The sequence below is a fragment of the Cryptosporangium arvum DSM 44712 genome (genome assembly GCF_000585375.1).
Lineage (GTDB): Bacteria > Actinomycetota > Actinomycetes > Mycobacteriales > Cryptosporangiaceae > Cryptosporangium > Cryptosporangium arvum.
In genome coordinates this window covers 4,323,455-4,346,296 of record NZ_KK073874.1, presented here as the reverse complement: position 1 = coordinate 4,346,296, position 22,842 = coordinate 4,323,455, and the positions used below count along the sequence as shown (strand labels likewise).

Here is a 22,842-nt window from a genome sequence, read left to right as displayed (position 1 = left end):
GCGGGCGGGCGGGTTCCCGGTCGGCTCCGTCGCTCCGGAACAGCAGGCCGCGGTCTCCGTGCGTCAGGACGTACCCGAAGTACCCGTGCGGGGTCATCGGTCGCACCGCGAGCGCACCTCGTCGGCGAGCGGGCTCAGCACGATCGGAGGCCGTGATCGGTGGAGTCGCCGACGAACGGGATCAGCACCGACGACAGCGTCGCTCGGCGCGGCCGGGTGGACTCGGGACGGTTCCGAACAGTGGCGTCGTGCACGGTGAAACGCCTCCTCGACGTCGGCAGACGGTGTTCACCGCGAGTGTGGGAGTCGAGATCGGAGCACGTCCATGCCGCATCGGTGCGGCATGGACCGGCCTCCGGGGCCGTGCCAGACTGCGGGCGTGGACAGCGCGCTGGCGGTCGATCTGCACCGGCGGATCAGGGCGATCACCACCGGCGTGATCCTGCTCGCCCGGCTCGGCACGCTCGTGATGGTGGCGCTGAGCATCGCGTCGCTGGCGCAGGCGGACGGGTTCGTGAACCGGCCGCTGGCCACCGCGGTCTACCTCGTCGTCGCGGGGTGGAACGTGGTGTTCCTGCCCGCCGTCGCCCGGTGCGAGCCGATCCCCCGCGCGGTGCTGGCCGGAGACGTCGCGGTGACCTCGGCCGCCGCGGCGGTGCTGCCCTGGACGCTGACCGCCGAGGCGTTCGCCACCGTGGCGGTGCCCGACTTCGAACCGGTCGCCGTCTCCTCCGGCGTGGCCGTCGCCCTCGCCAGCGCGTCCTGGCCGGCCACGGTCGGCGGGTGCACCGCACTGGCGGCCGGCTACGCGCTGCCCACCCCGCACGACTACCCCGACCTGGCGTCCACGGCCAACATCATCGGCTGGCAGGTCGTCACCGCCGCCTGCTGCTGCCTGTTCATCCGGCGGCTGCGCGCGGTCGCGGACGCCGTCGACACGGCCACCGAGCAGGTGATCACCGCCCGCGAACGGCTGGCCGCCCGGCGCAGCCAGAACGAGGAACGCATCCGCCACTTCCAGGAGCAGCTGCGCCGTCACCGCGCGCTGCACGACGGTCCGCTGCGCCTGCTGACCGCGATCGCCGGGCAGGGCCCCGCGGGCCACCCCGACGAGCGGGTCCGGCGGCAGGCCGCGATCAGCGCCAACGTGCTGCGCGGGGTGACGCCCGACGACGCCGACGGCACCCTCACCGAACTCTCGCTCGCGCTCATCGAGGCCGGCAACGACAGCGCGGCCCAGGGCCTGCGGGTCGAGTACCACTTCGCGAACCTGCCCGACACGCTGCCGTCCGACGTGCTGCACGCGTTCCGCCATGCGACCGGTGAGGCCCTGGCGAACGTCGCCCGGCACGCCGGGAGCAGCCGGGTGCGGCTGACCGCGCTGGCCGACCGTCCGTCCGCCGCGGTGACGGTGGCCGTCGTCGACCAGGGCACCGGCTTCGACCCGGAGACGACCGCGCTCGGGTACGGCATCCAGCAGTCGATCACCGCGCGGATGGTGGAGGTCGGCGGCGCGGCCAGCGTGGACAGTCACCCCGGCGAGGGCACCCGGGTCGACCTGCGGTGGCCGGCGTGATCCGGGTCGCGATCATCGACAACGACAAGCTGGTGCCGGCCGGCCTGCGCGCCCTGCTGGCCGAGGCCGGCGACATCCGGGTCGAGCACGCCGCGACCACCGTCAACGCGCACCTCGCCGCGGCGCCCCCGGCCGACGTCGTCCTGCTCGACCTGCGGCTCGAGGACGGCACCGACGCCGCCGCGAACGTGGCCCGGCTGCGCCGCGCCGGCGTCCGCGTGCTGGTCATCTCGGTGCACGGCGAACGCCGTGACGTCCGGGCGACCGTGCGCGCCGGCGCCGGCGGCTACCTGGTGAAGGACGACGACGCCGGCAAGCTCGCCGACGCCATCCGCAGCGTCCACCACGGGCAGCCCGCGCTGACCGCCGAGCTGATGAGCCTCATCAACGACGACCCGCCCGAGCTGTCCCCGCAGGAGGAACGCGCGCTCTACCTCTACGGCACCGGCAGCACGCTGGCCGCGACCGCCCGCCGCATGGGCGTGACGATCCCGACCGTCCGCTCGTACCTGACCCGCATCCGCGCCAAGTGGGCCGCGGTCGACCAGCCGGTGGACGACGTCCGCACGCTGATCAGCGAGTACCGGCCGCCGGAGTGACCGCAGCCGGCGACCCTAGAAGTTGCCGCGGAGGGCCTGTTCCCGCTCGATCGCCTCGAACAGGGCCTTGAAGTTGCCGATGCCGAAGCCCAGCGACCCGTGCCGCTCGATGAACTCGAAGAACACCGTGGGGCGGTCCCCCAGCGGCTTGGTGAAGATCTGCAGGAGGTAGCCGTCCTCGTCCCGGTCGACGAGGATCCCCCGCGACTGCAGCTCGGCGATCGGCACCCGCACCTCACCGATGCGGGCGCGCAGCTCGGGGTCCTCGTAGTACGAGTCGGGCGTCGCGAGGAACTCGACGCCGCGGGCCCGGAGGGCGTCGACCGTGCGCAGGATGTCGTTCGTCGCCAGCGCGAGATGCTGCGCGCCAGGGCCGCCGTAGAAGTCGAGGTACTCGTCGATCTGGGAGCGCTTCTTGCCCGCGGCGGGTTCGTTGAGCGGGAACTTCACCTTGTGGTTGCCGCTGGCCACGACCTTGCTCATCAGCGCCGAGTACTCGGTCGCGATGTCCTCGCCGACGAACTCGGCCATGTTCGTGAAGCCCATGACCCGGTTGTAGAACGCGACCCACTCGTCCATCCGGCCCAGCTCCACGTTGCCGACGACGTGGTCGAGCGCCTGGAAGACCCGCTTCGGGCTGGGGTGGCCGGACGTGCGGGCGACGTAGCCGGGCAGGTACGGGCCGCGGTAGGCCGACCGGTCGATCAGCGAGTGGCGCGTCTCGCCGTAGGTCGCGATCGCGGCGACGCGGACCGTGCCGTGCTCGTCCGAGACGTCGTGCGGCTCCTCCAGGATCGTCGCGCCCTCGGCCCGGGCGTGCTCCACGCACCGGTCGACGTCGGGAACCTCCAGCGCGATGTCGACGATGCCGTCGCCGTGGCGGCGGTGGTGGTCGAGCAGCGCGCTGGCCGGGTCCACCCCGCCCTTGAACACGAACCGCACGCCGCCCGAGCGCAGGACGTAGGCGTGGTGGTCCCGGTTGCCGGTCTCCGGCCCGGAGTAGGCGACGAGTTCCATGCCGAACACGAGCTGGTAGAACAGCGCGGTCTGGGTCGCGTTGCCGACCGACCAGACCACCGCGTCCCAGCCGTTGACGGGGAACGGGTCGTTCTTCGCGTCGTGTTCCACCAGGCCGACGAGTTCGTCGATGCTCACGAGTGCCTCCCGGATCCGGATATCGCTGCCACCGAGGACACCTCGATCGCGCCCGGATGGCAATCGCGCGCATCTGAACTCGTCCGGATGTCCATCTCCCGTCACCGGGATCGCGGGTCAGCTATACAGTCTGCTCACATGGCCATCGATCTCGACGCGCTCGACGTCGACCTGCTTTCCGCGTTGCGCGATCACACCCGCGTCGGGGTTCTCGAGCTCTCGCGCACGCTCCGGGTCGCGCGGGGAACGGTCCAGGCCCGCCTGGACCGGCTGGAACGCGCCGGTGTCCTCACCGGCCACGGTCCGGACGTCGATCTGGCCGTCGCTGGGTACGTCGTGCAGGCGTTCGTCACGCTCGAGATCGCGCAGGGCGCGCTGGACGAGGTGACCGCCGAGCTGACCGCCCACCCGGCCGTCGTCGAGGCCTACGCCACGACCGGGTCGGCCGACGTGATCTGCCGCCTCGTCGCGTCCTCCCACGAGGACCTGCAGCGGCACCTGCTGACGATCAACCAGTCGGCGCGCGTCAGCCGCTCGACGAGCGTCGTCATCCTGTCCGTGGTCGTGGCGCCGCGGGCGTTGCCGCTGCTCGAGAGCGCACCGCGGCCGGCTCCCCGCCGGGCCCCGGCCTACCAGGACGGCGACGCGGCGGCCTCCCCCGCCGGCTAGCGGTCGCCGACGAAGCGGTCGAGCACACCGCCGACGGTGCCGGCGATCCGCGCGCCCGGGAGCCGGTACGGGTGCCGGGTGGCGACGTCGTCGGCCAGCCGGACGCCGAGCCCGGGCCCGGACGGAACCGGCAGCGCGCCGTCCTCGATCGCCCGGATCCCGAACTGGTCGCCCGCTCCGAGCGCTTCCCACGCGGGCGCCAGGAAGAGCGGGTACTCGATCAGGTTGATCGTCGGGACCGTCGCGGCCAGCGCCACGTTCGCGGCGAGCGCGATCGGGCCCGCGCAGACGTGCGGCACGACCCGCGCCCCGTAGTAGGTCGCCAGCCCGGCGATGGCCCGCGACTCACCGATGCCGCCGGCGGTCGCGGCGTCCGGCTGCACGACCGAGATGCCGTCGTGGGTGAGCGCGTCGAGGAAGTCCTCCCGCCCGTAGAGGTGCTCGCCGTAGGCGATCGGCACCGCCGACCGCGCCGACAGCGCGGCGATCGCCGCCCGGTTGGCCTGCGGGATCGGCTCCTCGAACCAGCGCACGCCGAGCTCACCCAGCCGCGCGGCGATCGGCATCGAGGTCGCGAGGGTGAACGTGTCGCTGCCGTCGATCATCAGCTCCACGTCGTCGGGGAGCAGGCCGCGCAGCTCGGTCAGCGTGCGCAGGTCCTGCTGCCACTCCGGGCCGATCCGCACCTTCGCCAGCCGCACCCCGCGCTCGAGCAGCGGCGCGAGCAGGTCGGCGTGGAACCCGGCCGGACCCTCGTCCAGGAACGTCGACGAGGCGTAGATCCGGACGCGGTCCCGGACCTGGCCGAGGTGCGCGCTCACCGACCGGCCCACGGCCTGCGCGACGAGGTCCTGCAGGGCGATCTCGACGGCGCTGCGGGCCTGGGCCGCGACACCCTTGTCGCCGAGCCGGCGGCGGGTGGACAGGCGCAGGTGCTCGGCCAGCGGCTCGGCCGCGACGAGGTCGCGACCGATCAGCAGCGGCGCGAGCACCTGGGAGACGATCTCGCCGATCACCCCGGCGTAGCTGGCGCCGAAGCTGTCGCAGGCCTCGCCGTAGCCGACGAGTCCCTCGTCGGTCTCGATCCGCAGGAAGCAGAAGGACATGGGCTCGCGCCCCAGCTCCACGGTCACCGGGAGCGGCGAGACCGACGTGATCTTCATGAGCGCGATACTCGACCCGTGTCATCGCGTAAGTCAAGACGCCATCTCGGATCCTGACACTAGTCGACGAGAATGTGGCGGAGGATCCGGGCGACGTGGCCGGTGAGCTCCTCCGGCGGCATCGATGCCAGCGGCTCGGCCCTGGCGATGTACCGGATGAACGCGACGCCGATCAGCTGCGCCCCGACCAGCGTCACCCGGGTGTCGAGGTCGTCGGCCAGGTCCGGCCCGAGCACGTCGCGGTAGACGTCGATGCTGTGCTGCTGCATCGCGGCGAGCAGGGTGGTGGCGGTCCGCTCGTCCGAGGCCGTGCTGCGGAGCAGGATGATCAGCGGGTCGCCGCTCGCACCCGCCTCCATCCGGCGCACGAACGCGCTCGCGATCCGTTCCGGCAGCGTGGCGGGGTCGCCGGCGGCCACGGCCGCCAGGTCGCTGTTGCCCGGGACGGCCGCCAGGAACAGTTGTTCCTTGGACGTGAACTGCTGCGTGATCAGCCCGTGGGTGACCCCGGCGCGGCGCGCGATCTCGCGCAGCGTCGTCCCGGCGTAACCGCGCTCACCGAAGGCCTCCCGCGCGGCCGCGAGGATCGCGGCCCGGTGGCCCTCGGGATCACGGCGGTTCCGGCGCCGCACCTCGCTCATCGTCGCTCCTGGAGTAGAGTTAATATCCAGCTGGATATTAACGAACACACGGGAGACCACTATGACCCCGGAGCCGGTGGCGATCGCCGAGACCCGGTTACTGCACACGATGCACCGCGCCGCGACCTCCCTGCTGGCGGAGGCCGCGACGCGGGACACCAGCGCGCCGGCCGCGCTCACCGAGCTGCGCGACTTCCTCGTCGCGGCGCTGCGCCACCACCACGAGAGCGAGGACGACGTGCTCTGGCCGCGCCTGGCCGCCGCCGGAGCCCCGCTGGCCGATCTCAGCGCCGAGCACGACGTCCTCGACGCCGCGCTCGACCGGCTCGCCGCCGCGGCCGTCCCGGGCCCGCAGCTGGCCGCGGCGGCGGCCGATGTCCGCGACCTCGTCCACCAGCACCTCGACCACGAGGAGCCGGTGCTCTTCCCGGCGCTGGCCGCGCACCTGAGCGACCAGGAGTGGGCCGCGTTCTCGAGCGCGGTGATCGCCTCCGCCCCACCGGTCGGGCTCCACCTCAACTTCGGCTTCTTCGAGCGGGTGGGCACCCCGGAGGAACTCGCCGCCGTGGCGGCCAACCTGCCGCCCGAGGCGCTCGCCGCCGTCCCCGTCCTGCGCGAGCAGGCTCGCGCCACCCTGAAAGGTCTCGGTTCATGACCAGCACGCTCGTCATCGGTGGAAGCGGCGGCGTCGGCCGCGTCATCGCCCGGCGGTTCGCCGAGCGCGGCGACGACGTGGTGATCACCAGCCGCGACAAGGCGCGCGCCGACGAGGCCGCGGCCGAGGTCGGGCCCCGCACCGGCACGCTGGCGCTGGACCTGGCCCGGCCGGAGACGATCGAGGCCGCGCTGGCCGGCGTGACCGCGGTCGACAACCTCGTGATCACCGCGGTCGGCCAGGCCCCCAACACGCTCGCGAACCTCAACGTGCCGGACGCGATCGCGGCCGTGACGATGAAGCTCGTCGGCTACGCGGAGACCGTCCGGGTGCTGCGTGACCGCTTCACCCCGGGCGCCGCCGTCGTGCTGTTCGGCGGCCTGGCCAAGGAGCGGCCGTATCCCGGCTCGACCGTCGTCACGACGTTCAACGCCGGCATCACCGGACTGGTGCGCACGCTCGCGATCGAGATCGCGCCGCACCGCGTCAACGCGCTGCACTCCGGGCTGATCGGGGACAGTCCGAAGTGGCGTGACGTGCCGAACCCGCCGCACGCCGACCGGACGCCGATCGGGCGGCTGGTCACGATGGCCGAGATCGCCGACGCGACCGAGTTCCTCCTGCGCAACACCGGCATGAACGCCCACGACCTGTACGTCGACGGTGGCATCCTGGTCACCTGACCGCCACCCGCCGTCCGCTGTCCTCCGGGCCGCGCGGGCGGCGGGGCGTCCGGCCGCGCGCGGCCGATCGGTCAGCGCGGCGCCGGGACCGGCAGTCCGGCCGCCCCGAGCACGTCGTCGGCCGCCACCTCGGCCGGGGTGAGCCCGGCCGCGCGCTCCCGGGGCAGCGCCACGGCGATCAGCGCCGCCGCGACCGCGGCCAGCACCGCACCGACCACGAACGTGGTGACGAACTGCGCCTCGCGCGGAAGCGGCACCGCCCCGGGGATCGGGTTGCGGGTCATCATCGTGACGACGAACGCGGTGCCCAGCGACATCCCGACCGAGCGGGCGATCGAGTTGACGCCGTTGGCGATGCCGGTCTCGGCCGGCGCGACGTTCGCGATCAGCAGCGGGGGCAGCGCCGCGTAGCCGAACGTCACCGCGGTGTTGACCACCAGCGCCCCGACGACGATCTGCCAGGTGGCCGCGTGCAGCACCGCGAGCATCCCGAACCCGGCGGCGGCCAGCACCGCCGCGATCAGCAGCGTCGCCTTCGCCCCGAAGCGGACGACGAGCCGACCACCGAGCGGCGCGGTGAGCACACCGCTGGCCGTGCCCGGCAGCAGGTAGACCAGGCTGGCCGCGAGCACGGACGCGCCGAAGCCGTAACCGGCCACCTCGGGCGGGGTCTGCACCAGGGCGGACACGGCCAGGAACACCGCGAACATCGCGAAGCCCAGGAACAGGCCGACGACGTTGGCCAGCACGATCGGGCGGTAGGTGAGCATCCGCGGGCTGACCAGCGGATGCGTGATCCGCCGCTCGAGGAGCACGAACGCACCGAGCACGACGACCGCGGCGACCAGCGAACCGATCACCCGGGCCGAACCCCAGCCCCAGCCGTTGCCCTCCTCCAGCGGCAGGATCAGCAGCACGAGGCCGAGGCCGAGGAGCCCCGCGCCGGCCCAGTCGAGGCGGCCGGTCGCCGCGCCCGCACGGCGCGGAAGCAGCCACACCCCGGCCAGCCCGATCGCCGCCATCGCGGTGGCCAGCCAGAACAGCTGGTGGTAGTCGCCACCGCCGCGCATCAGCAGGCCGGTGACCACGAGACCGAACCCGGCTCCGACCGACAGCATCCCGCTGACCAGGGCCATCGCCCCGGTCAGCCGCCGCGGGGGCAGTTCCTCCCGGAGCATGCCGATGGCCAGTGGGAAGAGCCCGAAGCTGGCCGCCTGGGCGACCCGGCCGGCGAGCAGCAGCGGAAGGCTGGAGGTGGCGGCGGCGAGCACCGAGCCGGCCAGCACGACGCCCAGCACGCCGAGCATCACGGGGCGGCGGCCGTAGAGGTCCCCGAGCCGGCCGAGCACCGGGGTGAGCACCGCGGCCGCGAGCAGGTTCGCGGTGACCACCCAGCTGGCCGCGCTGGTCGAGACCCCGAGGTCGGCCCGGATGTCGGCGACGACCGGCACGACCAGGGTCTGCAGCGCCGAGACGAGCAACACCACGTAGCAGGCGACGGGTAACGCCAGGCGCGTTCGGAAGGACATGGACCCGAACGTAGACGCGCCGACGAGAATTTTCAACACCGTGTCAAAAATCAGCGACGTGGCGTCGAACGCTGTTACGGTGGGTCGCGTGCCAGCCATCAGGAGCCGTCGAGCCCCCACGAAAGGCGACCAGCGCGAGCAGGCTCTGATCGACGCCGCCCGGGTCGTCTTCCGGGACCGGCCGATCAGCCAGGTGACGATCGACGAGCTCGCCGGGGCAGCCGGTATCGCGCGCTCGGGGTTCTACTTCTACTTCGAGTCCAAGCAGGCGCTGCTGGCCGCGGTCGTCGACCAGGGCATCGCCGAGGCCGACGTCGAGATGTCCGAGTGGCTCGCCGCCGACGGGCTCGGCCGGGCCGAGCTGCGCCGGGGTCTGGCCGCGGGGCTCGCGCGCTGGAAGGTCGACGGGCGCTGGCTGCGCGAGGCCTTCATCACGCCCGACCCGGGGCCGGAGGTCGCCCACGTCCGCGACCGGTTGATCGATCAGGGCTGCAACCTGTTCAGCGCACGCATCGAGCGCGACGCGCGCGCCGGCCGGGCACTGGCCGGTCCACCCGACCTGATCGCCCAGCTGGCCGTCCGCCTGCGCAGCACGATGTTCGCCGAGGTCTACGCCGATCCCGGCGGGTACGACGAGGACGCCCTGCTCGACACGCTCACCGACGCGATCCTGCGCCTGGTCTACGGCGAGACCCCCACCGAGGCTCCACCCCCGCCCGACTGAAGGAGAGCACCGTGGGCAAGCTGGACGGAAAAGTCGCGTTCATCACCGGCGCCGCGCGCGGTCAGGGTCGGTCGCACGCCGTCACGCTGGCGAAGGAGGGCGCCGACATCATCGCGGTCGACCTCTGCGCCCCGGTCCGCTCGGCGCCCTACGCGATGGCCACCCCGGCCGATCTGGACGAGACCGTCGCGCTCGTCGAGGCCCTAGACCGCCGGATCGTCAGCCGCGTGGCCGACGTCCGCGACCTGGCGGCTCTCACCGCGGCGGTCCAGGCCGGCGTCGCCGAGTTCGGCCGACTCGACATCATCCTCGGCAACGCCGGCGTCTGCAGCTACGGCGACCTGGCCACGATGAGCGTCGAGCAGTTCGAGGAGATGATCGACATCGACCTGACCGGCGTCTGGAAGACCGTCCGCGCGGGCGTCGGCGCGATGATCGACGCCGGCCACGGTGGCTCGATCGTACTGACGAGCTCCACCGCCGGCCTGCGCAACCTCAACGCGATCGGCCATTACGTGGCCGCGAAACACGGGGTCACCGGGCTGGCCAAGGCACTCGCGAACGAGCTCGCACCGCACGGCATCCGGGTCAACTCGATCCACCCGAGCAACTGCAACACCCCGATGCTGACGAACGACGGCGTGGCGAAGATGTTCCGGCCCGACCTCGACCACCCGACGTTCGCGGACGCCGGCGCGAGCTACGGCGACATCCACCTGCTCGACGTCGGATGGATCGAGCCGCAGGACGTCAGCAACCTGGTCCTGTTCCTCTGCTCGGACGACGCGCGGTACCTGACCGGGGGTGCGATCCCCGTCGACGCGGGCATGCTGGCGAAGTGAACCGCTAGGCCGTACCGCCCAGGCGCTGGTGCAGCAGCGCGCGGGCCCGGTCGCGCTCGCCGCGCTGCAGCAGGTCGAGCACTTCGCGCATGTCGTCCGGCTCCAGCGACGGGCGCGCCCCGGCGGCGTGGCCGGACTCGAGTGCCACCGCCACCGCGACGCGGACCGGCGACCCCGTGGCCTCGGCCAGCGCACGCAGGAACGCCGCTTCGCCGCGCTCGATCGCCGCACGCAGCCGCTCGAGCCGCTCCTGGTCCGGCACGGCCCAGGTGACGCTGTCGGCGTGGGCCGCCGCCCGGTACTGCCGGGCGTGGCGGGGCCGGGTCGCGAACTCGACGTCGAACGCATGGCGCAACACGTCGGCCGTGCGCCCGGAGCCGCCCTCGGTGGCGAACGCGCCCCCGTGCGCCCCCACCCGGATCTCGATCAGCCCGAGCGCCTCCAGCGCGCGCAGCGCCTCGCGGAGCGTCGCCCGGCTGACCCCGAACTGCTCGGCGAGCTCACGTTCGCTCGGCAGGCGTTCACCGGCGGGGATCGAGCCCGCCAGGATCGCGCCGCGCACCCGGTCCACCACGTCGTCGAACGAGCGCGCGCGACGGGCACCCGACCGGACACCTTCTCGACCCTTGACAGCGGGCATGTCGCATTCTAAAACGATCCCTCAATGGTCTGACCATTCGTTGGGGAGCGCGCGCATGGCATCGACACGTCGCAGAAAACCCGCCACCACGGAATACACCGACGACGACCGGCACGAGGACACCAAGGCGCTCCACGGAATGGGGTACGCCCAGGAGCTCGAGCGCCGGATGAGCAAGTTCTCCAACTTCGCCATCTCGTTCTCGATCATCTGCATCGTCTCGGGCGGCATCAACTCGCTGGGGCAGGCCACGTCCGGCGTCGGCGGGGCCGCGATCGGCATCGGCTGGCCGATCGGCGTGCTCATCTCCGGCGTGTTCGCGTTAGGACTGGCCCAGATCTCATCGGCCTACCCGACCGCGGGCGGGCTCTACCACTGGGGTTCGATCCTCGGGAACCGGTTCACCGGCTGGCTCTCGGCCTGGCTCAACCTGCTCGGCCTGGTCACGGTGCTCGGCGCGATCAACATCGGCACGTTCTACTTCGTGTTCGGCGCCTTCGGCGAGCGCCTCGGCATCGAGGACACGCTGACCACCCGCGTGCTCTTCATGGCCTTGATCACCGGGGTGCAGGCGCTGATCAACCACTTCGGCATCGGCCTGACCGCGAAGCTCACCGACCTGTCCGGCTACCTGATCTTCGCGACCGCGATCGCGCTCACGATCGCGTGCCTGGTCGCCGCCCGCGACATCGACGTGACCCGGCTGTGGACCTTCCACGACTACACCGGCGGTGAAGGCTCCGACGCGGTCTGGCCCAAGACCGTCGGCATCGGCATGGCGTTCCTGCTCGGCCTGCTGCTGCCGGTCTACACGATCACCGGGTACGACGCGTCCGCGCACACGTCCGAGGAGACCGTGAAGGCCGCCCACCACGTGCCGTCGGGCATGGTGTCCTCGGTGCTGTGGTCGGGTCTGGCCGGTTGGGTGATGCTCTCGGCGTTCGTGCTGATGATCCCCGACATGGACGACGCGGCCCGGCAGGGCTGGAACGTCTTCTTCTGGGCCATGGACGAGCGGATGAACAGCGTCGTGCGCGACGTCCTCTACGTGCTGATCTTCGTCTGCCAGTTCCTGTGCGGGCTGGCCACGGTCACCAGCGTCTCCCGGATGCTGTTCGCGTTCTCGCGCGACGGCGGCATCCCCGGGGCCTCGAAGGTCCTGGCCCGGGTGAGCCCCAGGCGGCGGGTCCCGATCGGGTCGATCTGGGTCGCCGCGACGCTGGCCACGCTGTTCGTCTGGTTCACCTCGTCGATCACGATCAAGGGCACGCCCGCCTACTCGATCGTCGTCTCGTGCACGGTGATCTTCCTGTTCCTGTCGTTCACGGTGCCGATCGCGCTCGGCCTGGTCGCGATCGGTGGCCGGAAATGGCCGCACATGGGCCCGTGGAACATGGGGATCACGCGCTACCGGATCGTCGCGGTGCTGTCGATCGTCGCGATGGCGCTGTTGTTCTTCATCGGCGTGCAGCCGCCCAACGACTACGCGCTCGAGATCACGATCGGGTTCGTCGTGCTGGCGCTGGTCATCTGGTTCGCCGTCGAGCGACGCCGGTTCCAGGGCCCGCCGACCGGGGACATCATCGCGGCCCGCGAGGGTGCGATCCGGGCCGCCGAGGAAGCCGTCGGGGAGAAGGCGTGAGCCGCTTCGCGGGGCGGGTGGCGCTGGTCTCCGGCGGGGCCGGTGGCGCGGGCGCGTCCGCGGTGCGCCTCCTGGCCGAGCAGGGCGCGCGGGTGATCGTCGTCGACCGCCAGGAAGAGCTCGGCCGGGCCCTGGCCGACGAGGTGGGCGGCTTCTTCGCCCGGGCCGACGTCGGCCGGCCCGACGAGGTCCGGGCCGCCGTCGCCGCGGGCACCGCCGCCCTCGGCCCGCCGACCCTGCTGTTCAACCACGCCGGCACGCTCGTCGTGAAGCCGTTCCTGGAGACCACCATGGACGACTACGACTTCCTGATGGACGTCAACGTGCGCTCGATGTTCGTCATGACCCAGGCGGTGCTGCCCGGGATGCTCGGGGCGGGGCGGGGTGCGATCGTCTGCACCTCGTCGATCTCGGCGGTCGCGGCGACGCCGGCCGAGGTGCTGTACGACGTCACGAAGGGCGCCGTGCACCAGTTCGCCCGGGCCGTCGCGGTGGAGTTCCGCGACCGGGGCATCCGCTGCAACGCGGTCTGCCCCGGTTTCATCGACACCCCGCACGGCCGGAACGAGGTCGCGTTGCTGACGAAGTACGGTGTGGACGTTTCGGACGAGGCCATCGCCGCCGCGCAGGGGCGGATGTGCACCCCGGAAGAGGTCGCCAGTGCGGCGCTCTTCCTGCTCAGCGACGAGGCCTCGTTCGTCAACGGCGCGCAGCTCTTCGTCGACAACGCGTTCACCGCGGTGTGATCCGGCGACGGCCGCCGGCGCTCAGCCCTCCGCCGGCGGCCTCGTCTCCCCCACCCAGGCCGCGGCGCTGCTCAGCCGCTCCCGGGTGAACGGCTGGCCGTTGGCCGCCTTGCCCTGGGCGACGAAGCGCACCTGGTAGGACCCGGCCGCGGTGACCGTGAAGTTGCCGGTGAAGAAGCCGCCGTCCCCGGTCAGGGCGGTCCGGGTCACGGCGCCGGTCGGTGGGGTGATCTCGGCCGAGACGCTCACCCCGGTGCTCAGCACCCGGCCGGACTGCGTCAGCCGCGCCGAGAGCTCCACCGGGGACCGGGGTGCGAACTCGAACTGGGTGACGTCGGCCAGCAGCGACAGCGACGACCAGGCGTGCACCCGGAGCGCGTACGCGAGACCGGGCGCGGGCGCGACGGCCGCGCGCTGGGTCGCCACCGGGGCGGAGATCACCGCGAAGGCCCGCTCGAGCTCGGACCGGTAGGCCGGCTCGGGTACGGCCGCCATCGCCGTCCGGCGGGTGGCCGTTGCTCCCCGCAGGACCGAGCGGTCCGTGCCCGGCGCCGGCTCGGTGCGAGGCCGGCCGGGCGTGATCACGACGTGCCAGGTCCCGGCCCGCTCGAACCGGCCGGGACGCTGCTGCACCGGCAGCGCGAGCCGGTACCAGGTGACGCCGCCGGCGATCCCGAACCGCATGCTCGGGGCCGCGATCGCCTGCCAGGGCTCGATCAGCTCGCCGATCGGCGTCTGCAGCCGGAAGTCGACCGCGTCCGGCGTCGGCGTGAGCAGCAGGACGTCGATGCCGCTGTCGGCCTCGGTGAGCTGGAACGGGATCCGCCGCACCGCGCCCGGCGCGAGCCGCCCGTTCGCGGTGGTCACCGGCTGGCTCCCGGTCACCTCGGCCAGCACCTGCATCGTCGACGCCCCCAGCGCGGTGTCGGTGCTGGTGCGGAACGTCCCGTTGGTGTTGCCGGCCAGCGCGCCGAGCACCGGCACCCCGATCGAGTTCGGGGGGCCGATCTCGATCGCGTGGACCGGGTCGGTGGTCTCGCCGATGACGTCCTCCACCGGCTTCGGCGCGTTCTCGACGCCGTCGGTGAGCAGCACCAGCGCCTTCGGGCCGAAGCCGGTCGCGGCCTCCAGCAGGTTCTGCCCGGCGCTCACCCCGTCGCCCACCGACGTCTTCCCGCTCGGGTCGAGGCCCGGGCCGGTGAGCACGCCCAGGCTCGCGGCCCGGGTCGCGGCATCGAGCGGGAGCACCGGCTGGAGCACCTCGGCGTCGGCGGCGAACCCGACGATCCCCACGCCGTCGCCGTCCGGCAGGAGGTTGGCCAGCGACTGGGCGGCCTTGCGCAGCTGGGTGCCTCGGCCGGCGGCGGTCAGGCTGCCCGACCGGTCGAGCACCAGCGCGGTCGCGGCCGGACGCCGGGCCACCGTGTTCGCGTCGACGCTGATCGGCCAGGTCCGCCCGGTGGAGGGTTCGGTGACGGTGAAGGTCTGGGTGGGCACCGCCGAGGGCGCGACGCCGGTGCGGTAGGCGATCGGGAACTCGGCGGTCGGGTCCTGCTCCGGGTCGACCGTGACCTCGGCGACCACCGCGGTGAGCTGCGGGTGCGCCGGGGCGGTGAGCACCAGCGTCGTCGGTGTGCGTACCGAGAACCGGATCGGGAGCACCTCCTCCCGGATCATGCCGAGCAGCCCCTGTTCGACGTCGGCGAAGTCGAGGTGCGGGGTCAGCAGCGTGATCGCCGGGGCGTCGGTGTGCTCGGTCTCCACCTGCTGGTCGCCCTGCGGGACGACGAAGCCGAGCGTGTGCCAGTGCACGACCATCTCGTCGCCGCTGCCGACCTCCCGGTCCCACGGCACCGCGGCGGTCGCGCCGACCCGCTCGAAGACGTCGTTGGGCCGCGGCGCGGGCCACCAGTTCTGGCCGCACGCGCTGAAGTCGTCCTGCCAGGGCAGCGACATGCCGACGGTGAGCGCACCGGGCGCGAGCGTGGTGTGGTCGAGCCGGAACGCCGCCGTGTACGTCGAGAGCAGGATCGGCTGGTCGTTCTCGCCGCCGGCCTCGATGCCGGGCGCGAACGCCCCGCCGACGCAGGCCTCGAGCGCCGCGCGGTCCAGCCCGTCCGGCGTCACCTCGGCGGCCACCGCGGGCACGCCGTTCCAGTCCTTGGCGTACTGACCGGACTTCCACCGGGCGACGTGCGCGGTCTGCACGTCGGTGAGCGCCGAGTCGTCCCCGGCCAGCAGCGGCATGTCTCCGGCCGGGCGGAGCCGGCCGACGATCCGGTCGACCAGGCGCTGCTCGGTGACCGGGTGCGCCCAGCCGTGGGCCCGCCCGACGCTCTGCACCCACCGGACGTCGGCGGCCCGCTGGAGAATCGGGTAGATGTCGGCGGTGTAGGACGTCGCCGCCGGGGCCGGGACGAGGTTCAGCGCCACCATCCGGGAGAGCAGCCGGTCGTAGAGCGAGACCACGCTGTCCTGGTGCGGGGCGAACTTCGGCGGCCCGACGATCACCCACGCGCCCTCCACCGGAGGCGTCGAACCGTCGGGCAGCGTGAGCGTCGCGGTGACCGGGCCGTCGGCGGCGTCGTCGTACCAGCCGGGGTTCCACAGCGAGCCGACCAGGTTGCCGCCCGGCGAGGCGGACGTGCCGGAGCCACCGAGCACGAGCAACCGGCCGTCGGGCTCGGTGCGGACCTCACCCAGCGGCACGGTGGCCGGGCGCTGGCCGGCGAACCGGATCACGCCGGTGTCGAACGCGGCCCGCTGGTCGGGGCCCTCGACCGTGCGCGGGCCCGGGTCGATGACCAGGTCGGCGTCCGGCTCGTCGTTGCGCGCCGCGGGGTTCGTGGCCTTCCGGTTGGCCAGGTGGACCGTCCAGCCGATCCGGGCCTGCGCCGAGGTGATCTCCTCGGTGCTCCCGTCGTCGTGGTGGGCGAAGATCCGGAACCGGGCGGCCTGCCGTTTGATCCGTAACTGCTCGTCCTTGAACGTGCCCGGAGACGGCCGTTCGCCGGGCCGCTCGGGGCCGACGAAGTAGGCGTCGGGGCTGTTGCCCAGCCGCGCGACGCCGATCGCCGGATGAATGCGGTATGTAGTCGCCAACCTGACCCTCGCTGTCCGCATAGGTCGGAAAGTGTCGAAACGAGGGCGACTCTAGCGACGGAGCGCAACGGCTGGTGTTAGCGAGCTAACGCAGCGGCAGTTCTCAGATCGGGCGCGCGGCGGCCGACAGCATCGTTCGAGTCCTCTCGACGAAAGGCACCCCCGATGCCGGTAGACCGCTCCGAGCGCCGCGTCGCACCGCAGACCGCCGGTCCCCGCGACCGCCGCAGCACCCCGCGGGGCGCGCCGCGGCGCGCGCCCCTCGTCAGTGTCGTCATTCCGACGCTGAACGAGGCCTTGAACCTGCCGCACGTGTTCGCGGCGCTGCCGGCCGGCCTGCACGAGGTCGTCCTGGTCGACGGTGGTTCGACCGACGACACCGTCGAGGTCGCCCGCGGGCTGCGGCCCGACGTGGTCGTCGTCCGGCAGACCCGCACGGGCAAGGGCAACGCGCTGGCGAGCGGGTTCGCCGCCTGCACCGGCGACGCGATCGTGATGATCGACGCCGACGGGTCGACCGATCCGGCGGAGATCACCCGGTTCGTCGAGACGCTGATCACCGGGGCCGACTTCGCCAAGGGTTCGCGGTTCGGTCCGGGCGGCCACAGCAAGGACATCACGCCGCTGCGCCGGGTGGGCAACGAAGGGCTGAACCTGGTCGTCAACACGCTGTTCAAGACCCGGTTCACCGACCTCTGCTACGGCTACAACGCCTTCTGGCGGCGGATGGTGCCGGTGATGGACCTGCCCTCCACCGACCTGCCGGCCCGGGCCGACGGCAGGAAGCGGTGGGGCGACGGCTTCGAGATCGAGACGCTCATCAACATCCGGGTGGCCGACAGCGGCGTCCGGGTCAAGGAGGTCTCCAGCATCGAGCACCTGCGCATCCACGGCACCAGCAACCTCAACACGTTCCGGGACGGCGCCCGGGTGCTGCGCACGATCCTCAGCGAGTTCCACCGCCGCACGGTGCGCCGCCGGGCCGCCGCCCGGCCGGTGCCGGTGCTCGCGGTGCCCGGCAGCGGCTGGCACGGGCAGATCGACGCGCTGCTCGCCGCGGAGAAGAGCGCCGGGCGTGCCGCCGAGGAGTCGGTGCCCGCCGCCTGACCGGGGTGTCGCCCGTGGGAGGCTCGGGGCATGCGCCGGACCGGGATCGCCCTGCTGGTCGCCCTGAGCTTCGTCCTGGCCGGGTGCGACGGTCAGTTACCGGTGGTGACGCGGGTGGTCGCCGGCGCCGAGCCGTCCGCGTCCTCGACCGGGTCGGCTCCGCCGGTGGCTCCCACCGTCGAGCCCGGGCGGCACCTGACCGCCGAGGAGGCCAGGGCCGCGCTTCCCGACGAATCGTCGCTGCCCGGGAGGAACTGGGAGTCGCCTCCCAGCCGGGAGGATCCCGTCGCTCCCACCAAGCCGGAGGAGTGCGGCCAGGTGGGGCACCGCGGCCCGCTCGTCCAGGCCGGCGTGCCGGACGTCCTGGAAACCGTCACGTACCGCACCAAGGATCCCCAGGCCCTCGACGCCAAGTTCTTCATCGCCTCCTGGCCGAACGTCGCCGACCGGCTCGACCTGGACCAGACCGCCGCTCTCGTCGACCGGTGCCGGTCGTTCGTCGCGTACGACGGCGTCGGCAAGGGGTATCCGGTGACGCTGGACCGGCTGACCCCGCCGCCGGTCGGCGAGAAGCAGTTCGCCGTGCGGTACACGGTCACCGGAGACGGCTACCTGACGATCACCTGGGTCGTCATCGGCCACACCATGGTGCAGCTGTCCGTGCTCCACGACCGGGCCGACGACCAGGCGACACCGTTCCGCCCGGTGTTCGAGTCGATCGTCAACGACCGTCTTCGGCGCTGAGGTCGGCCCACACGGTCGTGATCGCCGGGTCGCCGGGGGCGGCCCTGGCCATCAGCAGGAGAGCGGTGGAGCTCAGGTGGGCGCGCATCGCCGCGGCGGCGGCGCCGGCGTCGCGGGCGACGAGCGCGTCGACGATCGGGCGGTGCTCGGCGCAGACCGCGGCGCGGGTGCGGTCGGTCGGGGCGTCGAGGAGGCTGGTGATCGCGCGCAGTTCGTCGACGGTGGCGGCGGCGCGCCGGTTGCCGGACGCGAGCAGGATCAGCCGGTGCAGCGCCCGGTCCCGCTCCCAGAACGGGGCCGGGTCGGTGGTGCGTTCCAGCTCGCTCATGCACTCCGCGATCGCGGTCAGCGCGTCGTCGCTCCCACGGGTGGCCGCGCGCCGCGCCGCCGGCACCTCGAGCGCCACCCGGACCGCGAAGATCTCCGCGATGTCGCGGGGCTCCGGCAGCAGCACCTGGAACCCGCGGTTGCGCCGGAACCGGACGACGCCGGCCTCGGCCAGCTTCACCAGGCCCTCACGCACCGGGCTGCGTGACACGCCGAGCTCGTCGGCGAGCTGGTAGACCGAGTACGTGTGCCCCGGCACCAGGCGGTGGGTGCGGATGCGGTCGCGCACCTCGGTGACCACACTGTCGGCCAACAGCGGCGCGCGCTCGAGCATGAGTAGCATGCTACATGTGACTGCCCAGATGACTGACGTGGCCGGGGCGCTGACGCGTGCCGGGCTGGAGTTCCGCGACGACGCGGCGACCAAGGCGATGTACTCCACCGACGCCTCGCTGTACCGGATCCCGCCGCTCGCCGTCGTCCGCCCCCGCCACGTCGACGAGGTGGCGGCGACGCTCGAGGTCGCGCGCGCGCTCGGGGTGCCGCTGACCAGCCGGGGCGGCGGCACGTCGATCGCCGGCAACGCGATCGGGCGGGGCATCGTCGTCGATTTCAGCCGCCACCTGGGCCGCGTCCTCGACATCGACGCCGGGTCGCGGCGCGCCGTCGTCGAGCCGGGCACCGTGCACGCGGTCCTGCAGAAGGCGGCGCTGCCGCTGGGCGTGCGGTTCGGCCCCGACCCGTCCAGCCATCCGCGCTGCACGATCGGCGGCATGATCGGGAACAACGCGTGCGGCAACCGGGCGCTGGGCTACGGGCGCACCTCCGACAACGTGCTCGCGATGACCCATCTGCTGGCGAACGGCCAGACACTGCGCACCGGGTACGACGCCGCCGGCGCGCCCACCGTCGACGGCCCCGCGCAGCTGCTCACCGACCTCCGCGCCGCCACCGGGCGCCACCTGGCCAGCGCGCGGACCGAGTTCGACCGGTTCGGCCGCCAGCTCAGCGGCTACGCCGTGCAGCACCTCCTGCCCGAGCGGTTCGACGTCGGCCAGGCGCTGATCGGCTCGGAGGGCACGCTCGGCGTCCTCACCGAGGCGACGGTCCGGCTGGTGACCGACCCGGCCCACCGGATCCTGGTCGCGATCGGCTTCCGCGACATCGTCGCCGCCGGGGAGGCCGCGCCCACGGTCGTCACGTTCTCCCCCACCGCGTGCGAGGGCATGGACGAGCGGCTCGTCGACGTGCTGCGCAACCGGCGTGGGGACGCCGCGGTGCCGCCCCTGCCGCGCGGCGGCGCCTGGCTGTTCGTGGAGATCGCCGGCGACGACAGGGCCGACGTCCTCGACCGGTCCCGCCGCCTGGCCGCGGCCGACCTGGGGGTGGAGTCCCTGCTGGTCGAGGAGCCGGCCGCGCAGGCCCGGCTGTGGCGCATCCGCGAGGACGGCGCCGGTCTGGCCGGCCGGGCCCCGTCGGGTCGCCCGGCCTGGCCCGGCCTGGAGGACGCCGCGGTGCCCCCGGAGCGGCTCGGCGCGTACCTCGCGAGGTTCGACGGGCTGGTCGCCGAGTACGGCATGACCGCGGCGCCGTACGGGCACTTCGGCGACGGCTGCATGCACGTCCGGCTCGACTTCCCGCTCGACCGGGCCGACGGCACCCACGTGCTGCGTGCGTTCCTCACCGCGGCGGCCGGGCTGGTCGCCGAGTTCGGCGGTTCGATCTCCGGCGAACACGGCGACGGCCGGGCCCGCGGCGAGCTGCTGTCGCTGATGTACTCCCCCGACGCGATCGCGCTGTTCGGCGCGGTCAAGCACGCGTTCGACCCGGGCGATCTGCTCAACCCCGGGGTGCTCGTCGACCCCGATCCGTTCGACGCCGACGTGCGGCCGGCCGGCGTCAGCTACCGCAGGGAGCTGGCCTTTCTCTACCAGCACGACCGCGGTGACCTGGCCGAGGCCGTGCACCGCTGCACCGGGGTCGGCAAGTGCCGGGCCGACAACTCCGCCTCGGGCGGCGTGATGTGCCCGTCCTATCTGGCCACCCGCGAGGAGAAGGACTCGACTCGCGGCCGGGCCAGGGTCCTGCAGGACGTGGTGCGCGGCGAGCTCGACTGGCGCGCGCCCGGCGTCCACGACGCGCTGGATCTGTGTCTGTCCTGCAAGGGCTGCGCCTCGGACTGCCCGACCGGCATCGACATGGCCACCTACAAGTCCGAGGCGCTGCACCAGAGCTACCGGGGGCGGGTGCGGCCGCGGTCGCACTACACGCTGGGGTGGCTGCCGCGCTGGGCCCGCCTGGCCGGCCGGTCGGCGCTCACCGCCCGGGTGGCCAACGCGGCGACCCGGCTGCCGGGCCTCAAGCGGCTCTCGCTGGCGCTGGCCGGGGTCGACGCGCGCCGCTCGGTGCCGGAGTTCGCGTCGACGTCGTTCCGCCGCTGGTGGAGCCGGCAGCGCCCGGTCGCCGGCACCCGCACCCCCGTGCTGCTGTTCGTCGACTCGTTCTCCGACGCGTTCTCACCCGAGGCCGCGCGCGCCGTCGTCGACGTCCTGCGCGACGCCGGGTACGAGCCGACGCTGCCCGACCCGGGGACGTGCTGCGGCCTGACCTGGATCACCACCGGCCAGCTCGACGCGGCCAAGCGGATACTCGGCCGCACGGTCAGCCGGTTCGCCGCGGCCGCGCGCGACGGGATCCCGATCGTCGGCGTCGAGCCGTCGTGCACCGCGGTCCTGCGCTCCGACGCGCTGGAGCTGCTCGGCTCCGCGGACGCCGAGGCGGTGGCCGGGGCGACCGTGACGCTGGCCGAACTGCTCGACCGGACGCCCGGGTGGACCCCGCCGGACCTGACCGGCACGACGGTCGTCGCGCAGCCGCACTGCCACCACCACGCGGTGCTGGGCTGGCAGGCCGACGCGCGGCTGCTGGCCCGTACCGGCGCGACGGTCCGGACCCTGTCCGGCTGCTGCGGCCTGGCCGGCAACTTCGGCGTGGAGCTCGGCCACTACGACGTGTCGGTCGCGGTGGCCGGGCAGCAGCTGCTGCCGGCCCTGGACGCCGACCCGGACGCCGTGGTCCTCGCGGACGGCTTCTCCTGCCGCACCCAGGTCGCCGACCTGCGCGACCGCCCGTCGGTGCACCTGGCCCAGTTGCTCGCGCCGCCCCGCTCAGCGGGGTGAGGCGTTCACCCGCACCCGGGAGCTCTTCCCACCGGAGAGGAACGTGGCCAGCCGCCGTCCTTCCTCGGCGACCGCGGTCCGTTCGGCGCGGGAGAACCGGCGCAGCGGGGTGACCTCCACGGTCGCGTCCCGAGCCGTCCACAGTGCGGCGACCCGCCCGTCGACGAGCACCGCGCGCTCCCCGGCCACCGACAGGCCGCGGTGGGCGTCGTCGACGATCCGGGTGCGGTCGTCGTAGCCGAGGATCGCGTTGTCGAACGCGGGCAGGAACCGCACCGGCGCCGGGGTGTCCGGGTCCGGCCGCGGGGCGTCGGGCAGGTCGAGCAGTTCGCGGCGGCGCTCGTCGCGGAAGGAGACCAGCGCGTCCCGCACCGCCGCGACCGCGCGGGGCAGGCCGGCGAGGCCGCACCAGGCGCGGAGGTCGGCCGTGGCGGCCGGGCCGAACGCGGCCAGGTAGCGCCGGATCAGCGCCTCCCCGACCGCCTCGGTGTCCGGGGCGACGGCCCGGCCCACCCAGGTTTCCAGCGGAACGACACGGACGCCGCCGGTGGCGCCCCACAGCCCGCGTGGCGGTAGCTGCACGGTCGGGACCAGCACGGTGACGACGGTCTCTCCCAGGATCCGGGGGGCCGGGGCCGGGCTCGGAGCCGCGCCCGGGGCCGGGCCGGGGCGGCGCTCGGACAGCAGGCGGCCGACCTCGGCCGTCGTGCGCGGCTGCCCGTCGGCCAGGAGCCGCGCGCCTTCGGCGGCGAGCGCGTCGAGATCGATCCCGTCCAGGTCGCGGCGGTAGACCCCGAGCAGCCGCTGGCGGAGCATCGGGTCGAACCGGGAGCGCCAGGCCAGGACGTCGTCGGTGGGCAGCAGGTGCACGGTGCGCCGCATCAGGTGGGTGCGCACCACCCGCCGGTCGACGAGCAGCCCGGACAGCGCCGCCGGGTCGAAGCCACGCAGCCGCGACCAGAGCCCGATGAACGGTTCCTGCGGCTCCTGCGCCTGCAGCCCTCCGAGGTGCGCGACGGCGTCAAGGACGGGAACGTCGGCCCGCTCGAGGAGCAGCTGACGGGCCAGGGTCGCGCGGTTGAGCGCACGCGTGCTCAGCATGGGTTCACCGTCCCACGC

General features: G+C 73.4%; 20 protein-coding genes. 12 read left to right on the top strand and 8 right to left on the bottom strand.

The window, feature by feature from the left end:
- The first annotated feature begins 379 nt into the window (after positions 1–379).
- A complete protein-coding gene (locus CRYAR_RS19500) occupies positions 380–1,576 on the top strand; it encodes a sensor histidine kinase (protein ID WP_035852729.1) in 1,197 nt (398 codons plus the stop codon).
- A complete protein-coding gene (locus CRYAR_RS19495) occupies positions 1,573–2,175 on the top strand; it encodes a response regulator transcription factor (RefSeq protein ID WP_169745060.1) in 603 nt (200 codons plus the stop codon). The genes CRYAR_RS19500 and CRYAR_RS19495 overlap by 4 nt, the downstream gene beginning before the upstream one ends.
- Positions 2,176–2,190: 15 nt before the next feature.
- Here the strand turns inward: CRYAR_RS19495 and hppD are convergent, their stop codons facing one another.
- Positions 2,191–3,330: a 4-hydroxyphenylpyruvate dioxygenase gene (gene hppD, locus CRYAR_RS19490; RefSeq protein ID WP_245620481.1), complete on the bottom strand. Its 1,140-nt coding sequence runs from the start codon at positions 3,328–3,330 to the stop codon at positions 2,191–2,193.
- A 138-nt stretch (positions 3,331–3,468) separates the two neighbouring features.
- On the opposite strand from hppD, the gene CRYAR_RS19485 reads away from it, so the two are divergent.
- Positions 3,469–3,999 carry an Lrp/AsnC family transcriptional regulator gene (locus CRYAR_RS19485; protein ID WP_035852727.1) on the top strand — a complete coding sequence of 177 codons (531 nt, stop codon included), beginning with the start codon at positions 3,469–3,471 and terminating at the stop codon, positions 3,997–3,999.
- Here the strand turns inward: CRYAR_RS19485 and CRYAR_RS19480 are convergent.
- Positions 3,996–5,162 (bottom strand): mandelate racemase/muconate lactonizing enzyme family protein, encoded by a 1,167-nt coding sequence (locus CRYAR_RS19480; protein ID WP_035852725.1) that lies wholly within the window; start codon positions 5,160–5,162, stop codon positions 3,996–3,998. The two genes, CRYAR_RS19485 and CRYAR_RS19480, sit on opposite strands and share 4 nt — an antisense overlap.
- A gap of 59 nt (positions 5,163–5,221) precedes the next feature.
- Positions 5,222–5,803 carry a TetR/AcrR family transcriptional regulator gene (locus tag CRYAR_RS19475; protein ID WP_035852720.1) on the bottom strand — a complete coding sequence of 194 codons (582 nt, stop codon included), beginning with the start codon at positions 5,801–5,803 and terminating at the stop codon, positions 5,222–5,224.
- 61 nt (positions 5,804–5,864) lie between these two features.
- Between CRYAR_RS19475 and CRYAR_RS19470 the strand changes: the two genes are divergently transcribed.
- Complete coding sequence (locus CRYAR_RS19470) at positions 5,865–6,458, top strand: hemerythrin domain-containing protein (RefSeq protein WP_035852719.1); 594 nt, start codon at positions 5,865–5,867, stop codon at positions 6,456–6,458.
- The gene (locus CRYAR_RS19465; RefSeq protein ID WP_035852718.1) at positions 6,455–7,141 is read left to right on the top strand and encodes an SDR family oxidoreductase; all 687 of its coding nucleotides are present in this window, start codon (positions 6,455–6,457) and stop codon (positions 7,139–7,141) included. Before CRYAR_RS19470 ends, CRYAR_RS19465 begins: the two co-directional genes overlap by 4 nt.
- A gap of 71 nt (positions 7,142–7,212) precedes the next feature.
- Here CRYAR_RS19465 and CRYAR_RS19460 read toward each other — a convergent pair whose 3' ends face one another.
- Positions 7,213–8,670 carry an MFS transporter gene (locus tag CRYAR_RS19460; protein ID WP_035852717.1) on the bottom strand — a complete coding sequence of 486 codons (1,458 nt, stop codon included), beginning with the start codon at positions 8,668–8,670 and terminating at the stop codon, positions 7,213–7,215.
- A gap of 88 nt (positions 8,671–8,758) precedes the next feature.
- Between CRYAR_RS19460 and CRYAR_RS19455 the strand changes: the two genes are divergently transcribed.
- Together CRYAR_RS19455 and CRYAR_RS19450 are read left to right on the top strand one after the other, a co-directional pair.
- Positions 8,759–9,394, top strand: a complete 636-nt coding sequence (locus tag CRYAR_RS19455; protein ID WP_211247542.1) for a TetR/AcrR family transcriptional regulator — start codon at positions 8,759–8,761, stop codon at positions 9,392–9,394.
- Positions 9,395–9,405: 11 nt separating this feature from the next.
- Positions 9,406–10,236: a mycofactocin-coupled SDR family oxidoreductase gene (locus CRYAR_RS19450; protein ID WP_035852714.1), complete on the top strand. Its 831-nt coding sequence runs from the start codon at positions 9,406–9,408 to the stop codon at positions 10,234–10,236.
- A 4-nt stretch (positions 10,237–10,240) separates the two neighbouring features.
- Here the strand turns inward: CRYAR_RS19450 and CRYAR_RS49000 are convergent, their stop codons facing one another.
- Positions 10,241–10,876 carry a FadR/GntR family transcriptional regulator gene (locus CRYAR_RS49000; protein ID WP_051570658.1) on the bottom strand — a complete coding sequence of 212 codons (636 nt, stop codon included), beginning with the start codon at positions 10,874–10,876 and terminating at the stop codon, positions 10,241–10,243.
- Positions 10,877–10,931: 55 nt separating this feature from the next.
- Here CRYAR_RS49000 and CRYAR_RS48995 point away from each other — a divergent pair, with 55 nt between their 5' ends.
- Both CRYAR_RS48995 and CRYAR_RS19435 read left to right on the top strand, forming a co-directional pair.
- Positions 10,932–12,518: an amino acid permease gene (locus tag CRYAR_RS48995; protein WP_035852710.1), complete on the top strand. Its 1,587-nt coding sequence runs from the start codon at positions 10,932–10,934 to the stop codon at positions 12,516–12,518.
- On the top strand, positions 12,515–13,264 hold the full coding sequence (locus CRYAR_RS19435) for an SDR family NAD(P)-dependent oxidoreductase (protein WP_035852708.1): 750 nt from the start codon (positions 12,515–12,517) through the stop codon (positions 13,262–13,264). The genes CRYAR_RS48995 and CRYAR_RS19435 overlap by 4 nt, the downstream gene beginning before the upstream one ends.
- 21 nt (positions 13,265–13,285) lie before the next feature.
- Here the strand turns inward: CRYAR_RS19435 and CRYAR_RS43310 are convergent, their stop codons facing one another.
- Positions 13,286–16,366: a LodA/GoxA family CTQ-dependent oxidase gene (locus tag CRYAR_RS43310; RefSeq protein ID WP_051570656.1), complete on the bottom strand. Its 3,081-nt coding sequence runs from the start codon at positions 16,364–16,366 to the stop codon at positions 13,286–13,288.
- Between the two features lie 165 nt (positions 16,367–16,531).
- On the opposite strand from CRYAR_RS43310, the gene CRYAR_RS19425 reads away from it, so the two are divergent.
- Positions 16,532–17,473 carry a glycosyltransferase family 2 protein gene (locus tag CRYAR_RS19425; protein WP_051570655.1) on the top strand — a complete coding sequence of 314 codons (942 nt, stop codon included), beginning with the start codon at positions 16,532–16,534 and terminating at the stop codon, positions 17,471–17,473.
- Positions 17,474–17,503: 30 nt separating this feature from the next.
- Positions 17,504–18,217: a hypothetical protein gene (locus CRYAR_RS19420; RefSeq protein WP_035852706.1), complete on the top strand. Its 714-nt coding sequence runs from the start codon at positions 17,504–17,506 to the stop codon at positions 18,215–18,217.
- Here CRYAR_RS19420 and CRYAR_RS19415 read toward each other — a convergent pair.
- Complete coding sequence (locus CRYAR_RS19415; protein WP_211247541.1) at positions 18,195–18,878, bottom strand: GntR family transcriptional regulator; 684 nt, start codon at positions 18,876–18,878, stop codon at positions 18,195–18,197. The two genes, CRYAR_RS19420 and CRYAR_RS19415, sit on opposite strands and share 23 nt — an antisense overlap.
- Positions 18,879–18,885: 7 nt before the next feature.
- On the opposite strand from CRYAR_RS19415, the gene CRYAR_RS19410 reads away from it, so the two are divergent.
- Positions 18,886–21,723: an FAD-binding and (Fe-S)-binding domain-containing protein gene (locus CRYAR_RS19410; RefSeq protein WP_342673834.1), complete on the top strand. Its 2,838-nt coding sequence runs from the start codon at positions 18,886–18,888 to the stop codon at positions 21,721–21,723.
- Here the strand turns inward: CRYAR_RS19410 and CRYAR_RS19405 are convergent.
- Complete coding sequence (locus CRYAR_RS19405; protein ID WP_035852703.1) at positions 21,712–22,824, bottom strand: winged helix DNA-binding domain-containing protein; 1,113 nt, start codon at positions 22,822–22,824, stop codon at positions 21,712–21,714. The two genes, CRYAR_RS19410 and CRYAR_RS19405, sit on opposite strands and share 12 nt — an antisense overlap.
- Positions 22,825–22,842 lie beyond the last annotated feature (18 nt).

Coding starts and splice junctions, on each gene's coding strand:
- CRYAR_RS19460 (WP_035852717.1), bottom strand. CDS start 8,670: ATGTCCTTCCGAACGCGCCTGGCGTTACCCGTCGCCTGCTACGTGGTG.
- CRYAR_RS19420 (WP_035852706.1), top strand. CDS start 17,504: ATGCGCCGGACCGGGATCGCCCTGCTGGTCGCCCTGAGCTTCGTCCTG.
- CRYAR_RS19485 (WP_035852727.1), top strand. CDS start 3,469: ATGGCCATCGATCTCGACGCGCTCGACGTCGACCTGCTTTCCGCGTTG.
- CRYAR_RS19410 (WP_342673834.1), top strand. CDS start 18,886: ATGCTACATGTGACTGCCCAGATGACTGACGTGGCCGGGGCGCTGACG.
- CRYAR_RS48995 (WP_035852710.1), top strand. CDS start 10,932: ATGGCATCGACACGTCGCAGAAAACCCGCCACCACGGAATACACCGAC.
- CRYAR_RS49000 (WP_051570658.1), bottom strand. CDS start 10,876: ATGCCCGCTGTCAAGGGTCGAGAAGGTGTCCGGTCGGGTGCCCGTCGC.
- CRYAR_RS19425 (WP_051570655.1), top strand. CDS start 16,532: ATGCCGGTAGACCGCTCCGAGCGCCGCGTCGCACCGCAGACCGCCGGT.
- CRYAR_RS19415 (WP_211247541.1), bottom strand. CDS start 18,878: ATGCTCGAGCGCGCGCCGCTGTTGGCCGACAGTGTGGTCACCGAGGTG.
- CRYAR_RS19480 (WP_035852725.1), bottom strand. CDS start 5,162: ATGAAGATCACGTCGGTCTCGCCGCTCCCGGTGACCGTGGAGCTGGGG.
- CRYAR_RS19405 (WP_035852703.1), bottom strand. CDS start 22,824: ATGCTGAGCACGCGTGCGCTCAACCGCGCGACCCTGGCCCGTCAGCTG.
- CRYAR_RS19475 (WP_035852720.1), bottom strand. CDS start 5,803: ATGAGCGAGGTGCGGCGCCGGAACCGCCGTGATCCCGAGGGCCACCGG.
- CRYAR_RS19470 (WP_035852719.1), top strand. CDS start 5,865: ATGACCCCGGAGCCGGTGGCGATCGCCGAGACCCGGTTACTGCACACG.
- CRYAR_RS19465 (WP_035852718.1), top strand. CDS start 6,455: ATGACCAGCACGCTCGTCATCGGTGGAAGCGGCGGCGTCGGCCGCGTC.